Annotated in this window: 19 protein-coding genes; 15 read left to right on the top strand and 4 right to left on the bottom strand. The window is 64.4% G+C overall.

Features of this window, described 5'->3' with window-relative positions:
• The first annotated feature begins 73 nt into the window (after positions 1-73).
• The 9 genes from flhD (at position 74) to LQF09_RS13320 (ending at position 8438) form a co-directional block, all read left to right on the top strand.
• Positions 74-391 (top strand): flagellar transcriptional regulator FlhD, encoded by a 318-nt coding sequence (gene flhD / locus LQF09_RS13360; RefSeq protein ID WP_002927739.1) that lies wholly within the window; start codon positions 74-76, stop codon positions 389-391.
• Between the two features lie 10 nt (positions 392-401).
• Positions 402-965 carry a flagellar transcriptional regulator FlhC gene (gene flhC, locus LQF09_RS13355; RefSeq protein ID WP_270068194.1) on the top strand — a complete coding sequence of 188 codons (564 nt, stop codon included), beginning with the start codon at positions 402-404 and terminating at the stop codon, positions 963-965.
• A gap of 190 nt (positions 966-1155) precedes the next feature.
• The gene (gene motA / locus LQF09_RS13350) at positions 1156-2010 is read left to right on the top strand and encodes a flagellar motor stator protein MotA (protein WP_002927734.1); all 855 of its coding nucleotides are present in this window, start codon (positions 1156-1158) and stop codon (positions 2008-2010) included.
• Positions 2011-2086: 76 nt separating this feature from the next.
• Positions 2087-3091, top strand: coding sequence for a flagellar motor protein MotB (gene motB, locus LQF09_RS13345; protein ID WP_002927731.1), 1005 nt, complete (start codon positions 2087-2089; stop codon positions 3089-3091).
• Positions 3092-3184: 93 nt separating this feature from the next.
• On the top strand, positions 3185-4153 hold the full coding sequence (locus LQF09_RS13340; protein WP_002927729.1) for a chemotaxis protein: 969 nt from the start codon (positions 3185-3187) through the stop codon (positions 4151-4153).
• Positions 4154-4162: 9 nt separating this feature from the next.
• Complete coding sequence (locus tag LQF09_RS13335) at positions 4163-5116, top strand: chemotaxis protein (protein ID WP_002927727.1); 954 nt, start codon at positions 4163-4165, stop codon at positions 5114-5116.
• 41 nt (positions 5117-5157) lie between these two features.
• The gene (gene cheY, locus LQF09_RS13330) at positions 5158-5556 is read left to right on the top strand and encodes a chemotaxis response regulator CheY (RefSeq protein WP_002927726.1); all 399 of its coding nucleotides are present in this window, start codon (positions 5158-5160) and stop codon (positions 5554-5556) included.
• Between the two features lie 33 nt (positions 5557-5589).
• Complete coding sequence (gene cheZ, locus LQF09_RS13325; protein WP_270068193.1) at positions 5590-6486, top strand: protein phosphatase CheZ; 897 nt, start codon at positions 5590-5592, stop codon at positions 6484-6486.
• Between the two features lie 59 nt (positions 6487-6545).
• On the top strand, positions 6546-8438 hold the full coding sequence (locus tag LQF09_RS13320; RefSeq protein WP_083491500.1) for a chemotaxis protein CheA: 1893 nt from the start codon (positions 6546-6548) through the stop codon (positions 8436-8438).
• Positions 8439-8489: 51 nt separating this feature from the next.
• Here LQF09_RS13320 and tal read toward each other — a convergent pair whose 3' ends face one another.
• The 4 genes from tal to xseA all read right to left on the bottom strand — a co-directional run bounded on the left by tal (position 8490) and on the right by xseA (position 12693).
• Positions 8490-9566 (bottom strand): transaldolase, encoded by a 1077-nt coding sequence (gene tal, locus LQF09_RS13315; protein WP_270068192.1) that lies wholly within the window; start codon positions 9564-9566, stop codon positions 8490-8492.
• A 142-nt stretch (positions 9567-9708) separates the two neighbouring features.
• Positions 9709-10488: a pseudouridine synthase gene (locus LQF09_RS13310; RefSeq protein WP_002927716.1), complete on the bottom strand. Its 780-nt coding sequence runs from the start codon at positions 10486-10488 to the stop codon at positions 9709-9711.
• Positions 10489-10584: 96 nt separating this feature from the next.
• Positions 10585-11169 (bottom strand): superoxide dismutase, encoded by a 585-nt coding sequence (locus LQF09_RS13305; RefSeq protein ID WP_270068191.1) that lies wholly within the window; start codon positions 11167-11169, stop codon positions 10585-10587.
• A gap of 204 nt (positions 11170-11373) precedes the next feature.
• Complete coding sequence (xseA, locus tag LQF09_RS13300) at positions 11374-12693, bottom strand: exodeoxyribonuclease VII large subunit (protein ID WP_270069887.1); 1320 nt, start codon at positions 12691-12693, stop codon at positions 11374-11376.
• Positions 12694-13060: 367 nt separating this feature from the next.
• Here xseA and LQF09_RS13295 point away from each other — a divergent pair, with 367 nt between their 5' ends.
• From LQF09_RS13295 to adk, 6 genes are all read left to right on the top strand, one after another.
• On the top strand, positions 13061-13669 hold the full coding sequence (locus tag LQF09_RS13295) for a MotA/TolQ/ExbB proton channel family protein (protein WP_002927711.1): 609 nt from the start codon (positions 13061-13063) through the stop codon (positions 13667-13669).
• A gap of 12 nt (positions 13670-13681) precedes the next feature.
• Positions 13682-14107 (top strand): ExbD/TolR family protein, encoded by a 426-nt coding sequence (locus tag LQF09_RS13290; protein WP_002927707.1) that lies wholly within the window; start codon positions 13682-13684, stop codon positions 14105-14107.
• 10 nt (positions 14108-14117) lie between these two features.
• Positions 14118-15116, top strand: coding sequence for a tetraacyldisaccharide 4'-kinase (gene lpxK, locus LQF09_RS13285; RefSeq protein WP_270069886.1), 999 nt, complete (start codon positions 14118-14120; stop codon positions 15114-15116).
• On the top strand, positions 15097-15300 hold the full coding sequence (locus tag LQF09_RS13280) for a Trm112 family protein (RefSeq protein ID WP_002927703.1): 204 nt from the start codon (positions 15097-15099) through the stop codon (positions 15298-15300). Before lpxK ends, LQF09_RS13280 begins: the two co-directional genes overlap by 20 nt.
• Before the next feature lie 15 nt (positions 15301-15315).
• Positions 15316-16086: a 3-deoxy-manno-octulosonate cytidylyltransferase gene (gene kdsB / locus LQF09_RS13275; RefSeq protein WP_270068190.1), complete on the top strand. Its 771-nt coding sequence runs from the start codon at positions 15316-15318 to the stop codon at positions 16084-16086.
• A 90-nt stretch (positions 16087-16176) separates the two neighbouring features.
• Positions 16177-16830: an adenylate kinase gene (adk, locus tag LQF09_RS13270; RefSeq protein ID WP_002927699.1), complete on the top strand. Its 654-nt coding sequence runs from the start codon at positions 16177-16179 to the stop codon at positions 16828-16830.
• Positions 16831-16923 lie beyond the last annotated feature (93 nt).

Below are 16923 nucleotides of genomic sequence, written 5' to 3'. Positions count from 1 at the left end.
GATTTTCAGGCTTGATGTTGCTGAGAATTTACTTTAAGTTGCAAACACTCATCCCTGAAGGGGATTGGATTTCATGGATCGACCAGACTATCAGGCCGAGATCCGCGAACTGAACCTTGCCTACCTGATGCTTGCCCAGCAGATGCTGCGCGGAGATCGGGCGACGGCCTTGTTCAGGCTCGGCATCAGCGACGCGCTGGCGGACCTGATCGAATCGATGTCGGCGGCAAAACTTGTGCGAATGGCCAGCAGCCAGATGCTGTTGCCGTGTTTTCGCTTCGACGATGCGCAACTTGCCCGACTGATGGCTGGCGAGGGGCGCGACGCCGTCAGTGCTGGTTTGCACGCAGCGATCCTCGCGGCGGGCAAGGCAGCGGAAGAGGCGGCCTGAGGAGGCCTAGATGAAGAACAAGACAGTGATCGAGGAAGCCGAGGACGTCCGGCGCGCGGTCGAGATGGTCCAGCTTGGCGCGCGCATGCAGATGCTCGAGGTCGAGACTCGTCTCAGCCGCGAAAAGCTGCTTCGGATCTACAAGGAAGTGCGCGGTGTGTCGCCGCCCAAGGGCATGCTGCCGTTCTCGACGGACTGGTTCATGACCTGGCAGCCCAATGTGCACTCATCGCTGTTCATGGGCTTTCATCGCTTCTTCGTCGAGCGTGCCGGTGTGCGTGGGCTGGATGCCATCCTCAAGTCGTACAACCTCTACCTCGACCACATCGAGGGCTCGGCCATGGAGCCGGTGCTGAGCTTGACTCGGGCGTGGACGCTGGTGCGCTTCTTCGATGCCGACCTGCTGCAACTCAGTACCTGCACCTGCTGCGGTGGACGCTTCGTCGGCCATGCGCATGACCCGGTACAGGGCTATGTCTGCGGCTTGTGCAACATGCCGTCGCGGGCGGGTTCTTCGCGCAAGAAGGCCACGCGCAAGGCCGTGTCCCGCACGCGAGTGGCCGTATCGGCTTGAGACCGTGCCCGCTGGCGGGCATTCCGGATATGCTTCATGGGCCGCGCTGGTAACACGCGGCCCATGTTTTTTTGGTGCATGCCTGCCTGATCGTGCGAGCCGTTCAAGTTTCGCGAGGTCGCGCCGATAAGTCGGTCACAGGTCGCGAGCCGAAGGTCGGCAGGCGTGGCCATACGCCCTGGAGTCACTGGTGTTCCTGATCATTGGATACGTTGTCGTGCTGCTGGCGTCGCTTGGGACCTATGCGATGCATGGCGACCTGCTCGCCTTGTGGGTGCCGCTCGAGTATGTCGCGATCTTCGGCCTGATGATCGGCGGCTTCATCGCCGGCAATGGCCCGAAGGCAATCAAGGCGACGCTCAAGGGCTTGCCGATGGCGCTCAAGGGGTCGCCGTACAACAAGGCGCTTTACGTCGATCTGCTTGCCCTGTTGTTCGAGATCCTGGCCAAGGTACGCAAGGAGGGCCTGATGTCGATCGAGAACGACATCGAGAACCCTGACTCCAGCCCGATCTTTTCCAAGTATCCGAGCGTGACCGCCGACCACCATGTGGTCGAATTCATGACCGACTACCTGCGCATGATGGTGGGTGGCAACCTCAATGCGTTCGAGATCGAGAACCTGATGGACATGGAGATCGAGACTCACCACCAGGAGGCGCATACGGCGCCGCACGTGGTCGCCAAGGTTGCCGACGCGGTGCCAGCCTTCGGCATCGTGGTGGCGGTTATGGGGGTGGTCAACGTGATGGGCTCGGTGGGCCAGCCCCCTGCTGTGCTGGGCAAGATGATCGGCGGTGCGCTCGTCGGTACCTTCCTGGGGATTCTCGTGTCGTACGGCTTTGTCGCACCGCTTGCCGGCCAGCTCGAGCAGAAGGTCGAGGAAGGGGGCAAGATCTACCAGGTCATCAAGGTGGTGCTGCTGGCGAGCATGAACGGCTATGCGCCGCAGGTCGCGATCGAGTTCGGTCGCAAGGTGCTTTACTCGACCGACCGCCCGGGCTTTGTCGAGCTCGAGCAGGAAATCAAGAACCGGAAGGGTTGAGTCCTATGCCTTCATCGGGTTCCGTCCCGCCTGAGTACTCACGCCGTCTTCAGGTTGGCGTGGTCTGGAGCGCGTGATGAGCGACGATACCCAGCAGCCAATCGTCGTCAAGCGCATCAAGAAGGGGGGTGGAGGCCACCATGGCGGTGCATGGAAGATCGCCTATGCGGATTTCGTGACCGCGATGATGGCTTTCTTCCTGCTGATGTGGTTGCTCGGTTCGACGGCCCAGGGAGATCTCGAGGGCATTGCCGATCACTTCCAGAACCCGCTCAAGCTGGCCATGGCCGGGGGCGAGGGGACGGGGGACAGTTCGAGCATCATCAAGGGCGGTGGCGAGGATCTGTCGCGCAAGGTCGGCCAGGTGCGGCGCGGAGACACGCCTAGCACGCGTGCGATCAACGTCGATGCCGCGCGTGCGCGCGTGAAGACGCCGGACGAGATGCGTGCCGAGGAGGCTCTCGAGGCGGCCAAGCGCCGTGAGCGTGCGCGGATGATCGATCTGAAGGGAAAGCTGGAGGCAATCATCGAGGCCAACCCATCGTTGCGCCAGTTCAAGGAACAGATCCTGCTCGACATCATTTCGGAAGGGCTCAGGATACAGCTCGTCGATGCGCAGAACCGTCCGATGTTCACGTCGGCCAGCGCCAATCTGCGTCCATATACCCGCGAGCTGCTGCGCGAGATTGCACGCGCCCTCAATGATGTCGACAACCGCATCAGCATGTCGGGGCATACCGACTCCGCGCAGTATGCGGGCGGGGAGCGCGGGTTCTCGAACTGGGAGCTGTCGGCCGATCGTGCCAATGCAGCGCGCCGAGAGCTGGTCGCCGGCGGGCTCGAGCCGGGCAAGCTGGTGCGCGTGCTCGGACTTGCCGACACTGCGCACCTGAACCCGGATGACCCCCTGGATCCGGCCAACCGTCGCATCAGCATCGTCGTCCTGAACAAGGCAGCGGAGGAGGCGATGCGGGCGCCTGGGCGGCAGATCGAGGTCGAGGGGGCGGGTGCGCCCGGTGCTCGCGAGCCGGATGGAGGGGACGCTGTCGTCAGTGATATCTTTGGCGCGCCGCTGCGTTGATGCACTAACCTAAAGTTAATCGAGCTGTAGCCGATACATCTTTCAAGGCAGCCGGCGCGGCGGCCTAAACCCAACCGGAAAGCGGAACAAGACATGTCCGAACTGCTCAAGAATATCGACGCCCGTACCCGGCTTGCGGGAACGAACAAGCTCGAGATCCTGCTTTTTACGCTGGGTGTCGACGCGCGAACGGGCCGAAGGGAGACCTTCGGTATCAATGTCTTCAAGGTCCGCGAGGTGATGCGCACGCCGCAGATCACGGCGGCGCCGGAGATGCCCGACGCCGTTAAAGGCATGGTCAGCCTGCGTGGCGCCCTGGTGCCGGTGGTCGATCTGGGGCGATATGGCGGCATCAGTGACGACAGTCCGCGCGAGATCATGATCGTCACCGAATACAACGGCCATACCCAGGGTTTTCTGGTGGAGGCCGTGGATACCATCCTCAGGCTGGACTGGTCGCAGATGCGAGTCCCCCCGGAGATGCTCACGGCCAGGCTCGGGGGGCTCGTGACGGCTGTGACCGAGCTCGCCGATGGCCGTCTGGTCATGTTGCTCGACGTCGAGAAGGTGTTGTCCGAAACCTCGAACTATGACGACGATATCGAGTTCCGTGACATCCGTCCCTTCCCCGGGGCCGAGAATCACGTCGTGTACTTTGCCGATGACTCCTCCGTGGCGCGTCGGCAGATCACCCAGACCCTGGACGCGATGGGGGTGCGGTACGTGGGCTCCGTGAATGGCCGCCAGGCTTGGGAAGAGCTGAACAAGGCCGCCATGCAGGCCGAGGCGACCGGGCGCAAGGTATCCGACCTCGTGAGCCTGATACTGACCGACGTCGAGATGCCGGAGCTCGACGGCTACATGTTGACGCGCCAGATCAAGGCCGATAGGCGTTTCGCCGGCATTCCGGTGCTCATGCATTCGTCGCTGTCGGGGATGTCGAACCAGCAGCTCGGGCATTCCGTGGGGGTCGACGAGTACGTGCCGAAGTTCGAGCCAGTGAAGCTGGCCGAGACGCTGGTGCGTCTCATGCGGGCGGCGGACAAGGATCAGGCGGATTGAGGAGGCAACATGCGAGAGCTGCAGAACGAAGAGAACGCGCTGTTCGATACCGTCGAGAAGCGCACCAGCCTGGCGGGCTCGAACCGGATGGAGATCCTCCTGTTCTCGCTGGGCACCAATGAGCACTTCGGCATCAACGTGTTCAAGGTGCGCGAGGTTTCCCAGACGCCCTTCATCACGCGTACCCCCAACATGCCGGCCGGCGTCGAGGGCCTGATTTCGCTGCGCGGTAACGTGATTCCCGTGCTTTCCCTGGGGCGCATACTGGATCTCACCAAGCCCGGTGCCCCGCTGGGCGGGGCGATGATGGTGACCGAGTACAGCAAGCGCACGCTCGGGTTCCTGGTCGATTCGGTGGACCGCATCGTGCGGGTCGACTGGGAGAAGGTGCGGGCGCCGGAGAACGTATCGTCGTCCTCCCAGACCTTCATCACTGCGATTACCGAGCTTCCCGACGGTCGCCTGGTGTCGATCCTCGATGTCGAGACCATCCTCGCCAACACCTTTGGCGATGCGGTGGTCGGAAACATCGCGCCGATCAGCCATGGCCACGAATGCAGCGTCTTCTTCGTCGATGACTCCAGCGTGGCCCGGCGCAAGATCACCGAGGTCCTGGACAAGCTCGGTGTGCGGCACAAGCACGCGCAGAACGGTCTCGAGGCCTGGAACCGGCTGCAGGGCATCGCAACGCATGCGGACCAGGTTGGACGCCAGGTGATCGATGAGATCGACCTGATCCTGGTGGACGCAGAGATGCCGGAGATGGATGGCTACGTACTTACGCGCAACATCAAGGCGGACCACAGATTCAATGGCATTCCCGTCGTGATGCACTCGTCGCTGTCTTCGGACGCCAATCGCGCGATGGGCAAACGCGTCGGGGTCGACGCCTACGTGGCAAAATTCGACGCCGACGTGCTGGCCGAGACGATTCGGCCCATGTTGAATCGTGGCCGTCGCTGAACCAGAACGGCGCAGGCATAGAACCCCGGAGAAAACAGAACATGGCCGACCCTAAAACCAAATTCCTTGTTGTCGACGACTTCTCGACGATGCGGCGCATTGTCCGCAATCTCCTCAAGGAGCTTGGATTCGCCAACGTCGACGAGGCAGAGGACGGTGCGGTTGCGCTGCAGAAGCTCAACAGCGGCTCTTTCGATTTCGTCGTGACAGACTGGAACATGCCCAACATGGACGGGCTGACCTTGCTCCAGACCATCCGGCGCACGCCGCACCTCAAGCACCTTCCCGTGCTGATGGTCACGGCCGAAGCCAAGAAGGAGAACATCATCGCCGCGGCCCAGGCCGGTGCGAGCGGGTATGTCGTCAAGCCCTTCACGGCGGTGACCCTGGCCGAGAAGCTGGAGAAGATCTTCGAGAAGATGGGCCAGAACTCGGCGTGAGCGCCGCCTTCGGTTGGGAACGGAGCAAGACAGATGAGCAAGAAGTCGAAGATCGATGAGGCCGGGGATTCCGACGAGCTGCAGGCGCTGTTCGACAGCATTGCGGCTGAGCCGGTGGGGCGAGCTCGAAGCCCGTCGGTAGCGCGGCCGGTAGAGGCCAGTCCGCTTGGTGCGAGTGCCGATACCGGTGACAGTGACGAACTGCAGGCCTTGTTCGACGCCGTGGCCTCGCAGGCGGAGCACACCGCCGAGCCGGCTGCGCCCCAAACGGCCGCCCCGGCAGTGGCCGCCAGCACCACGCACGCCTCGGTCGCAGAACAGGTCGAACCTGCCGTGGTGTTTACCCGCCTGGGGCAATTGACCCGGCAGGTTCACGACACCTTGCGCGAGTTGGGGCTGGAGGGCACCTTGCAGGAGGCGGCCGAGGCCATTCCCGACGTGCGTCAGCGACTGGCCTACATCGCCCAGATGACCGAGCAGTCTGCCAGCCGCGTTCTGAATGCGACCGATGTTGCTGCGCCGATCCAGTCCGCGCTTGCCAGCGGTGCCAATGCCTTGGGCGCGCGCTGGGATCGACTTTATGCCGGTGAGTTGTCGCCCGGCGAGTTCCGTGACTTGAGCGGTGACACGCGACGTTTCATCGCCGAGGTCGCGGCAGGCTCGCGTTCGACCAGCAAGCAGTTGCACGAAATCATGATGGCGCAGGACTTTCAGGATCTGACTGGACAGGTGATCAAGCGCGTGCTGGAACTGGCGCAAATGCTCGAGAGCCAGCTCGTACAGGTCTTGATCGAAGCCACGCCACCGCAGGTCCGGGCCGAATGCAAGGCGAGCCTGCTCAACGGGCCGGTGATCGATGGGGTTGCGGGGGCGGACGTGCTGCATAACCAGTCCGAGGTGGACGACCTTCTCGAGAGCCTCGGGTTCTAAAGCGGACGGCCGGCTTTTATGGGCACAGGGTCCGGGTCAATGAAGAGCATAGGTGAGCCATGAGTGATTTCGCCGGAATGGAAGAGCTGCTGCAGGATTTTCTCGTCGAGGCCGAGGATCTGCTGTCCGGCGTGGACAACAAGCTGGTCGATCTGGAGCGGGCGCCGGACGATGTCGGCCTGCTCAACGAGATTTTCCGCGGTTTCCACACCATCAAGGGGGGTGCGGGTTTCCTCAACGCGGGCGAACTCGTCACGCTGTGCCATCTGACCGAGAGCCTCTTCGACAGGTTGCGCAATGGCGAACTGAAGGTGACGCCGGAACGCATGGACGTCATCCTTGCCGCGACGGCGTCGGTCCGCCAGATGTTCGGCGATCTCGAACGTGGCACCCAGCCGGCGCCGGCCGCCCCCGCGTTGATCGCGAAGCTGCGGGCCGCGGTTGACGGAGAGGACGGGGCCGAGGTGCGTGCAGCTGAGCCTGGACCTGCTGCTGCGGTGAAGGTGCCGCGGCAGGGTGAGCCTGATTGGGACGTTCTGTACGAGACCGTGACCGGCAAGGCGGTCGTGCCTGCGGCCAAGGCGCCTGCACCTGTAGCAGTGGAGACCGGCGCCGCCACGGTACGCACGGAGTCCGAGGATCCTGTCGTAAAGGCCGCGCTCGGGCGGCGTGCAACCGACGTGCCGGGGGCCAGTGGGCCGACGGGCAGGCGGGAAACGGAGCGGCAGCGCGACAACTCCATCCGCGTCGATACCGCGCGCCTCGACCAGGTGCTCAACCTGTCGGGGGAGATCGGCCTCACCAAGAACCGGCTCAATGCCTTGCGCAGCGACATCCTCAGCGGCCGTAACGACACCGAGACCCTGCATGCGCTTGACCTGGCCGTGAGCCAGCTGGACCTGCTGGTGTCGGATCTGCAGAACGCGGTCATGAAGACCCGCATGCAGCCGATTGGCCGCCTGTTCCAGAAGTATCCGCGCATTGCGCGCGATCTGGCGCGTAACCTGGGCAAGGACGTCGAACTGGTTCTGGTCGGCGAGGAGACGGAGATCGACAAGACGATGATCGAGGATCTCTCGGATCCGATCATCCACCTCGTTCGCAATGCAGTCGATCACGGTATCGAGGATGCGGAAGGGCGGGGGGCCGCCGGCAAGCCGCAGAAGTCCCTGGTCCGCCTCGAGGCACGCCAGGAAGGCGATCACATCGTCATCATGGTGGCAGATGATGGGCGCGGCATGGACGCCGAGCGACTGCGGGCCAAGGCCCTCCAGCGCGGCCTCATCACCGATGAGGAGGCGAGCACCATGGATGATCGCCAGAGTTACAACCTCATCTTCCTGCCTGGCTTTTCGATGGCCGACAAGGTGTCGGACGTTTCTGGGCGCGGCGTCGGCATGGATGTCGTGCGCACCAACATCCAGAAGCTGAACGGCACGATCGAGATCAAGTCCGAGCTAGGCAAGGGCACCACGCTCATCATCAACCTGCCGCTCACGCTGGCGATCCTGCCGGTGTTGCTGGTCCGGCTGGCCGATCAGCCTTTCGCGGTGCCACTGTCGATGGTGCGGGAGATCCTGCCGATCGTGCCCGACGCCATTCAGGATGTGGGTGGGCGTGCGACCATGGTTGTACGCGGCGAGGTTCTGCCGATCGTGCCGCTGTCGATGCTGTTGGGCTGGCCGCGTGAGCGCATACCTCAGTACGGGGTGTTGATGCAGGCTGCCGAGTGGTCCTTCATCCTTGCGGTCGACAGCTTTGCCGGGCGCGAGGATGCTGTGATCAAGTCGCTCGACGACTTCCGGCCCAAGGGCGTGGCCGGCGTCACGACGCTGTCCAACGGCCAGATCGTGCTGATCCTGGACATGAAGGAGTTGCTCGATGCGGCGGGTGACCGCCGGGGCATTTCGCGCAATGCGCTGATCGCCGACGTCGTCCCTGCGCTGACTTGAGCACGACGGGGCGCGCTTTGCAGCCGCCCCGTGCTAAGGCCTTTGAGCCTGTCAGGCGGTCAGTTCGAGCAGCGCTGAAAAAGCCTGCTCGAACTGCGCCAGGCCTTCCTGCTGCAGGCGCTCTCCGGCGGCCTCGAGGTCGATACCGGCGGCCGCCAGGGCCGCGAATTGCGCCTGAGCCTGGTCGAGTTCGAGTTCGAGGGAGGCCGCTGCCTTGCCATGGTCGCGCAGGGCGTCGAGCGTTGCATCAGGGAGCGTATTGACCGTCTCTGCACCGATCAGGGGTTCGACGTACAGCAGGTCGCTGTAGGCCGGGTTCTTCGTGCCTGTGCTCGCCCACAACATGTACTGCGGACGCGCACCGGCAGCACGCAGGTTCGCGAAACCCTCGCCGTGGAAGCGTGCGCGGTAGCGCTGGTAGGCGAGGCGGGCGAGTGCGACCGCGGTGCGTCCCGGACGGGCCGGGGTGTCCGCCGCAAGCGCTTCGAGCTGCTTGTCCACCAGCGTATCGACGCGCGACAGGAACAGGCTTGCGACCGACATGACCGACCGCAGGTCGCCCCCTTGAGCACGCAGGCGCTCGAGTCCGCGGACGTATGCCTGGGCGACCGCATCGACATGGGTGAGCGAGAACATGAGGGTCACGTTCACGCTGATGCCGGCCGCAACCAGCTCCTCGATTGCCACCAACCCGGCGCGGGTGGCTGGGACCTTGATCAACAGGTTCGGCCGGTTGACCGCAGTCTTCAGGCGCAGGCCGGCTGCCAGTGTCCCTGCCGCATCGTGTGCGAGTGCAGGCGACACCTCCAGGCTCACGTAGCCGGCCTCGCCGCCGCTGTCCCGGAAAAGGGGGGCAAGGAGATCGCAGGCACGCTGGACATCGGGAATCACGAGCCCCTCGTAGCGCGCTTCGGCGCTCATCGGCTGCTGCTTGAGCCTGGCCAGGTCGTCCTCGTAATACCGTCCCCCGGAAATCGCCTTGTGGAAAATAGCCGGATTCGTGGTGATGCCAGTGACGCCATCCTCGTTGATGAAGCGGGCAAGGTGGCCGTCGTTGAGCAGCGTGCGGGAGAGATTGTCGAGCCAGATCTGCTGGCCGAACTGACGTACCTGGAGCAGCGGATTCATCGATCTACCTGGGTGGGATGGGATTGGAGCAAGGGCCGGATTCGTGCTGCGGGCAGAGACGGCGCACGGCAGCCGGCTTAGTGAAGCGGCATTGTGCCTCGAAACGGCCGCTCGGTGGAGCCACATGGCTGCACCGAGCGCTTCAGCTTGTTGCAAGTTCCAGGGGCCAGCCCAGACCGCGCATGACGCTGTGGAAGTCATCCGCCGGCGGCGCCATGATCTCCAGCGCAGTGTCCAGCACCGGGTGGCGCAGTGCCAGGCGTGTGCACGCCAGCAGCAGGCGATGGCTGTCGAACAGTTCGGCGAACAGCCGGTTGTGCCTGCCCTTGCCATAGGTGGCGTCACCGATGATCGGATGCGAGATGTGTTTGAGGTGACGGCGGATCTGATGACGGCGTCCGGTTTCGGGCGCGAGCTCCAGCAGCGCGTAGCGGCTGCTTGCATAGCGGTCGACCCGATGGGGCAGTTCGGCACAGGCCAGGCGCCTGAAGCGCGTGCGCGCATCGAGCGCAGTGCTAGTCACCTCGTCGCGCTCGAGGTCTTCGGGGTGCCCATCGCGGTTACCTGCGCCCACGCCGCGATCGCGCTCGATGGCGTCTAGCCGGCGTGCCAGCGGGTGGTCGATCAGGCCTGCCTGTGCTGGATGGCCACGGACGATGGCGAGGTAGCGTTTGTCGACCGTGCGGGTCTCGAACTGTGCGCCCAGCCGAGCGGCCACAGTGCGGTCGAGGGCGAACAGCAGCACACCGGATGTGCCACGGTCGAGGCGATGCGCCGGGTAGACACGCTGGCCGATCTGGTCCCTCAGGAGCTGAACGGCGAAGCGCGCCTCCTGGGCGGCAATCGGGCTTCTGTGCACGAGCAGTCCCGAGGGTTTGTCGATGGCGATGAGCCATTCGTCGCGGTAGAGCACCTGGAGCATGGTCGGGGCGCCTGGTCAGGGGGCGTAAAGCAAGAAAGCGACCCGGTGGGGTCGCTTTCGGTGAGGCAGGCCCGGTTGCAACCGGGCGGCTGGGGATCAGGCGAAGTTCTTCGCGGCGAATTCCCAGTTGGCCAGCTTGTCGAGGAAGGTGGCAACGAAGTCCGGGCGGCGGTTGCGGTAGTCGATGTAGTAGGCATGCTCCCATACGTCGATACAGAGCAGGGCGGTGTCGCCGGTCGTCAGCGGGGTGCCGGCGGCGCCCATGTTGACGATGTCCACCGAACCGTCGGCCTTCCTGACCAGCCAGGTCCAGCCAGAGCCGAAGTTGCCGACTGCCGAGGCCTGGAAGGCCTTCTTGAAGTCTTCGAACGAGCCCCACTTGGCCTTGATGGCGTCAGCCAGCGCGCCGGTGGGCTCGCCGCCGCCGTTGGGCGCCATGCTGTTCCAGAAGAAGGTGTGGTTCCAGACCTGGGCCGAGTTGTTGTAGATGCCGCCGGCCGGCGCCTTCTTGACGATGGCCTCGAGGTCGAGGTTCTCGTACTCGGTGCCCTTGATCAGGTTGTTCAGGTTGGTGACGTAGGCCTGGTGGTGCTTGCCGTAGTGGAACTCCAGCGTTTCCGCGGAGATGTGCGGAGCGAGGGCATCCTTGGCGTAAGGCAGGGCGGGCAGAGTGTGTTCCATGGAGTTTCTCCTGTATTCGATTTGTCCGTCGGCGGCATTAAACCAGGACCATTTTAGTCTGGTTTGCTGCGTGCTGACAATGCTGGGCCCAGAATGTTAAGCCTATCCGCGGGTTTGCGGAACAGGTCGTGTCGGGGGCCGCAGGGTCGGCCAAGCGGGTGAGGCTGGCTGATGGATGGCTGCGAGCACCTGTTTCGACCTCAATCAGTCGTCCTGGTGCCCGGTGACGCGGGTGGCGAGGCTGCCGTGGGCAAGTTGCACGCTTACGGTCGCGCCGTCGGGCACTTCGGCAGCATGACGGAGGACGCGGCCCTGCGTGTCGCGTGCGATCGCGTAGCCGCGCTCGAGCACGGCTTCAGGGGCCAGGTGCTGCAGGCTTGCCGCGAGGGCTTCGGTGCGCTGGCGCTGATGGGTCAAAAGGTGCTGCAGGCTGCGCTGCAATCGGTGCGCGAGTGCGTCCATTGTGCGCTGGTCCTGCGCCAGCCGTGGTACCGCTGCGCGCAGGCGCGCCCCCACATGCGCTGCATGCAAGCGGTCGAACGCCAGGCGCCGCCTCATGGCGTCGCTCAGGCGCTGGCCCAGGCCCTGCAGGCTTTTGGCCTCGTCGGCGATGCGCGCGCGTGGGTGCTTGAGCTGCAAGGCGGCACGGTCGAGGCGCTGGCCGAGCGCTTCAAGTCGCCGAATCATGGCGCGCTGCAGCTGGACATCGAGTCCGGGCAGGGTCGAACGCATTGCATGCCACCCTTCGGTGACGAGTTCGGCGGCGCCGGTCGGAGTCGGGGCACGCAGGTCGGCTGCGAAGTCGGCGATGGTCACATCGGTTTCGTGGCCGACCCCGCACACCACCGGCAGGCGACTGGCCCGCAGGGCGCGCGCGAGCGTCTCGTCGTTGAACGCCCATAGATCCTCGATACTGCCGCCGCCGCGCACCAGCAGCACGACGTCGATCGACGCTTGCGCAGCATGCGCGGCGGCAGCGTCGAGTGCCGCGAGCAGGCCGGGGCCGGCATCCGGTCCCTGGACGGGGGTCGGGAAGACAATGATCGGCACATGGGGGGCTCGCCGTCGCAAGGTGATGATCACGTCGCGCAGGGCGGCGGCCTGGGCCGATGTGACCACTCCGATTGCCCGCGGCAGACGAGGCAGGGGGCGCCGCCCGGCGGCGTCGAAGAGGCCCTCCGCGGCGAGCTTCTCCTTGAGACGGTTGAAGGCCTCGAACAGGCTGCCGATGCCGGCGGGGCGCAGGCTCTCGATGTTGAGCTGGTAGTCGCCGCGGGCTTCGTAGAGCGTGACCAGCGCGCGGGCTTCCACACGCATGCCGTTCTGCGGCCGGAAGGCTAGCAGCTGGGCCTTGTTGCGCCACATTGCGCAGCGCACCTGGGCATTCGCGTCCTTCAGGGTGAAATAGAGGTGGCCCGATGCAGCGCGGGTCAGGTTGGAGATTTCTCCGCCAACCCACAGTAGCGGCAGCGCGGTTTCCAGTGCCTCGCGAGCGAGGCGGTTGAGGGCGCTTACGCTCAGCACAGCAGTGCTCGTCTGCTCGATTCCAGTGGGCCTTGAAACCGGCGTTTCGTAGGGGAAAGTCATGGAGGGATTCTAGCGGAATCCACAGTCTTCAGGCCTTGTCAAGACTCGTGCTGCAAGTGCTTGACGGGAAAGGGGTTTGTTGTTAAGTCACTGATTTTATTGTGTTTAATATGTTGCACAATTTTGCATCGGAGTGAAGGAATGCCTGTAGCGGTAGGCTTTTCGGCCCGCTTTCACGAAATGTCCACAAACTTATCCACAGCTTTTGTGGATTCATTGGGGTGGCCCGTGAAAGGCCGGGCTGCTTGCTGCATGCGGGCGTCGGCGCTAGAGTTCCGCCTTTGCCCGCAAGAGGTTGCTCCGCGTGTTCGCAATCATTCAGGCCGTCGGCTGGCCCATCTGGCCCCTGATCCTCGCTTCGGTGATTGCGGTCGCGCTGATCATCGAGCGTTCCATTACCTTGCGTCGCGCTCGCGTCGTGCCTGCCGGCCTGCTCGACAACGTGCTCAATGATCTGCAGCAGGACGGCGCGTCTGCAGCGATGATCGAGCGTGTTGCGCTCCATTCGCCATTGGGACGAGTGCTGGCCGCAGGCTTGCGCAACGTCAATAGTCCGCGCGAGATGATGAAGGAATCGATCGAGGAGACCGGCCGTGCGGTTGTGCACGAACTCGAGCGCTTCCTGACCACCCTCGGCACCATTGCCGCCATCAGCCCGCTGATGGGGTTGCTCGGTACCATCATCGGCATGATCGACATCTTCGCTTCGCAGGGCGTCAGCGGTGCCAATCCAGCGCAGCTCGCCCAGGGCATCTCGATTGCGCTGTACACGACCGGCCTCGGACTGATCATCGCGATCCCGGCGATGATCTTCTGGCGGCATTTCCGTGCGCTCATCGACAGTTTCGTGATCGACATGGAGCAGCAGGCGATCAAGCTTGTCGAGGTGGCACATGGCGAGCGGCGGGCCTGACGGAGTGCCGGCATGAACTTTCGCCGTGGCAGCCGCAACGAGGAGCCGGAGATCAACATGATTCCGCTCATCGATGTCGTCCTGGTGATCATCATCTTCCTGATGCTGACGACGACCTTCTCGAAGGTGTCGGGGCTCGAGGTCAACCTGCCCACCGCCGAGTCGGAGGGCAGTGAGGTCGTCGCACGCGAGATCATCGTCGCAGTAACGGCAACGGGGGAGATCGTCGTCAACCGCCTGCCGGTCGCCGACCGCAGCATCGAGGCGATTGCGGCCGCCCTTGGCAAGGCCGTGCCTGGAGAGCCTGGCGATCCGCCCGTGGTGGTCATCAATGCCGACGCGAAGGCGACCCACCAGAGTGTGGTGGACGTCATGCAGGCAGCCCAGCGCGCCGGGCTGCCGCACATCACCTTCGCCACCCAGGCGCCCGCGCAGTGAGCGCGTGAGCATGGCCGCGCGCGCGCCAGACTTCTGGCGGGGCCGCGGTCCCGTCGCGTGCGCGTTGCGGCCGCTGTCGGCGCTGTTCGGTGCGCTCGCGCGTCGGCGGCGCGCGCGCGTGCGCGCTCAGCGCCTGCCGGTGCCGGTGGTCATCGTTGGCAACATCGCAGTGGGCGGCAGTGGCAAGACGCCGGTCGTGGCCTGGCTGGTCGAGGTATTGCGCGCGGCCGGCTGGCAGCCGGGGATCGTGAGTCGCGGCCACGGCGGCAGCGTGCAGGGCGTCGCGGCAGTGCCGGCCGATGGTGACCCGGCGACGTTCGGCGACGAACCGGTTCTGCTGGCTCGGGTCACCGGGTGCCCATTGGTGGTGGGACGGGACCGGGTGGCGGCCGCGGCGGAGCTGTTGCGGAACACGCCCGCTTGCGACGTGATCGTCGCTGACGACGGTCTGCAGCACTACCGCCTGGGGCGGGACATCGAGATCGCGGTCGTCGATGAGGCCACGCTGGGCAACCGCTGGCTGCTGCCCGCGGGGCCGTTGCGAGAGCCCCTTGCCCGTCTGGCCGAGGTCGATCTCGTGATCGCGCATGGCGAGTTGTCGGCGAGCACGCGCGCGGCGGCGCATGGTGTTCCGGTCCATGCCATGCGGCTGGAAGGCACTGTACTGCAGGCGGTGAATGAGCCACAGCGCACGCGTACCCTGGCTGAGCTGAGCGGGCAGAGGGTGCATGCAGTGGCGGGTATTGGTCGCCCGCAGCGCTTTTTCGATCAATTGGCCGAAGCGGGGCTGGAGGTGATTGAACACCCCTTTGCCGACCATCATGCCTTTGTCGCTGAAGACCTTGCGTTCGGCGATGCAAGGCCGATCCTGATGACGGCCAAGGATGCGGTAAAATGCCGGGCTTTCGCGCCTGCCGACAGCTGGGAGCTACCGGTGAAGGCGCAGATCGGCGTCGATGCCGCCACACGCATCCTGGAGAAACTCGAAGATGGACCCACGACTGCTTGAGATCCTCGTCTGCCCGTTGTGCAAGGGGCCGCTCGACTTCCTGGCCGACAAGCAGGAATTGGTGTGCAAGGCCGATCGCCTGGCCTACCCCATACGTGACGGCATTCCGGTCATGCTGGATGAGGAAGCACGCGCGATGAGCGCCGAAGAGGTCGACGCTCTGCGCGACCCCCGCCGCTGCTGAGCCGGACGGGGCGCCATGACAGCGTTTCGGATCGTGGTTCCGGCGCGTTATGCGTCGACACGACTGCCGGCCAAGCCTTTGGCCGACATCTGTGGAAAGCCGATGATCGTGCGTGTGCTCGAGCGTGTGCACGCAGCGGGGGCTGCCGAGGTTCTGGTGGCGACCGACCACGACGGCGTTCGCGATGCCGTGAGTGCGGCGGGCGGTGTCGTGGTGATGACGCGTTCAGATCATCCGAGTGGTACCGATCGTCTCGCCGAGGTGGCTGAGCTGTGCGCGTGGGCCGACGAGGACATCATCGTCAATGTTCAGGGCGACGAGCCCTTGATCGACACTGCAGTCGTTGCTGCCGTTGCCGAAGCGCTCGCCCGGGATGCTGAATGCGCGATTGCGACGGCTGCCCACCCGCTCGCGGATGCGGCCGAGGTTTTCAATCCCAACGTGGTCAAGGTTGTCTGTGATGCCGCGGGGCGAGCGCTGTACTTCTCGCGCGCGCCGATCCCGTGGGCGCGCGATGCCTGGGCGGAGGCGCGCACCGGGTTGCCGGCCGGGCTGCCCATGCTGCGCCACGTTGGCCTCTATGCCTATCGCGTCGGCTTTTTGCGCCGTTATGCCAGCCTCGCGCCATCTCCGCTCGAGCACTGGGAGGCGCTGGAACAGTTGCGGGCGCTCTGGCATGGCTACCGTATCGGTGTGCTCGAACTCGACCATGCGCCTGCAGCAGGGGTGGACACCATGGAGGACCTCGAGCGCGTACGGGCAATTTATGCCAGTGGCGCTGTTTGACCGCCGCGACCTGCGTCGGTTAAGTTTCGGCCTGTTCATCAATCAATAATCAATCGGCCTCGTCCAGGGCCGTCAATTTCGGGAGGGTGTATGCGACTGATTCTTTTGGGGCCGCCGGGTGCCGGCAAGGGGACGCAAGCCAACTTCATCAAGGAGAAGTTCGGCATTCCGCAGATCTCCACCGGTGACATGCTGCGCGCAGCGGTCAAGGCGGGCACGCCGCTCGGCATCGAGGCCAAGAAGGTGATGGATGCCGGCGGCCTGGTTTCCGACGACATCATCATCGGCCTGGTGAAGGATCGCCTTTTGCAGGACGACTGCAAGGCCGGCTATATGTTCGACGGCTTCCCGCGCACCATCCCGCAGGCAGATGCAATGAAGGACGCCGGTGTGCCGATCGACTTCGTGCTCGAGATCGATGTGCCCGACAGCGAGATCGTCGAACGCATGAGCGGGCGCCGCGCCCACCTCGCCTCGGGCCGCACCTACCATGTCAAATACAACCCGCCCAAGGTCGAAGGCAAGGATGACGTGACCGGCGAGGATCTGGTGCAGCGCGACGATGACAAGGAAGAGACGGTGAAGAAGCGTCTTGATGTCTACCATGCGCAGACCAAGCCGCTCGTCGAGTACTACGGCAAGTGGGCCGCCTCCGGCGACGCCAATGCTCCCAAGGTGCGCAAGATCTCGGGTCTCGGCCCGGTCGAGGAGATTACCGCGAACGCTTTCGCAGCGCTCAAGTAATCTACTCTGGATCGTGGGCGGGCCGGTGTGTGTACTGGCCAGCTCTCTCGCGCGGCCGCGCCGGATTCGGTGGCGGCCGCGTTTGTTTTGATG

The sequence above is a fragment of the Thauera sp. WB-2 genome (assembly GCF_027594845.1).
In the GTDB taxonomy this organism is placed as follows: Bacteria; Pseudomonadota; Gammaproteobacteria; order Burkholderiales; family Rhodocyclaceae; genus Thauera; species Thauera mechernichensis.
The sequence above is the reverse complement of the archived record's forward strand: the minus strand, read 5'-3'. Positions and strand labels throughout refer to the sequence as shown.

Bases quoted from the DNA above. Each gene is read 5' to 3' on its own strand.
- LQF09_RS13305 (WP_270068191.1), bottom strand. From the start codon at position 11,169: ATGGAACACACTCTGCCCGCCCTGCCTTACGCCAAGGATGCCCTCGCT.
- LQF09_RS13290 (WP_002927707.1), top strand. From the start codon at position 13,682: ATGAACTTTCGCCGTGGCAGCCGCAACGAGGAGCCGGAGATCAACATG.
- cheY (WP_002927726.1), top strand. From the start codon at position 5,158: ATGGCCGACCCTAAAACCAAATTCCTTGTTGTCGACGACTTCTCGACG.
- LQF09_RS13335 (WP_002927727.1), top strand. From the start codon at position 4,163: ATGCGAGAGCTGCAGAACGAAGAGAACGCGCTGTTCGATACCGTCGAG.
- LQF09_RS13340 (WP_002927729.1), top strand. From the start codon at position 3,185: ATGTCCGAACTGCTCAAGAATATCGACGCCCGTACCCGGCTTGCGGGA.
- motB (WP_002927731.1), top strand. From the start codon at position 2,087: ATGAGCGACGATACCCAGCAGCCAATCGTCGTCAAGCGCATCAAGAAG.
- flhC (WP_270068194.1), top strand. From the start codon at position 402: ATGAAGAACAAGACAGTGATCGAGGAAGCCGAGGACGTCCGGCGCGCG.
- flhD (WP_002927739.1), top strand. From the start codon at position 74: ATGGATCGACCAGACTATCAGGCCGAGATCCGCGAACTGAACCTTGCC.
- adk (WP_002927699.1), top strand. From the start codon at position 16,177: ATGCGACTGATTCTTTTGGGGCCGCCGGGTGCCGGCAAGGGGACGCAA.
- LQF09_RS13320 (WP_083491500.1), top strand. From the start codon at position 6,546: ATGAGTGATTTCGCCGGAATGGAAGAGCTGCTGCAGGATTTTCTCGTC.
- kdsB (WP_270068190.1), top strand. From the start codon at position 15,316: ATGACAGCGTTTCGGATCGTGGTTCCGGCGCGTTATGCGTCGACACGA.
- tal (WP_270068192.1), bottom strand. From the start codon at position 9,566: ATGAATCCGCTGCTCCAGGTACGTCAGTTCGGCCAGCAGATCTGGCTC.
- LQF09_RS13310 (WP_002927716.1), bottom strand. From the start codon at position 10,488: ATGCTCCAGGTGCTCTACCGCGACGAATGGCTCATCGCCATCGACAAA.
- lpxK (WP_270069886.1), top strand. From the start codon at position 14,118: ATGGCCGCGCGCGCGCCAGACTTCTGGCGGGGCCGCGGTCCCGTCGCG.
- LQF09_RS13280 (WP_002927703.1), top strand. From the start codon at position 15,097: ATGGACCCACGACTGCTTGAGATCCTCGTCTGCCCGTTGTGCAAGGGG.
- cheZ (WP_270068193.1), top strand. From the start codon at position 5,590: ATGAGCAAGAAGTCGAAGATCGATGAGGCCGGGGATTCCGACGAGCTG.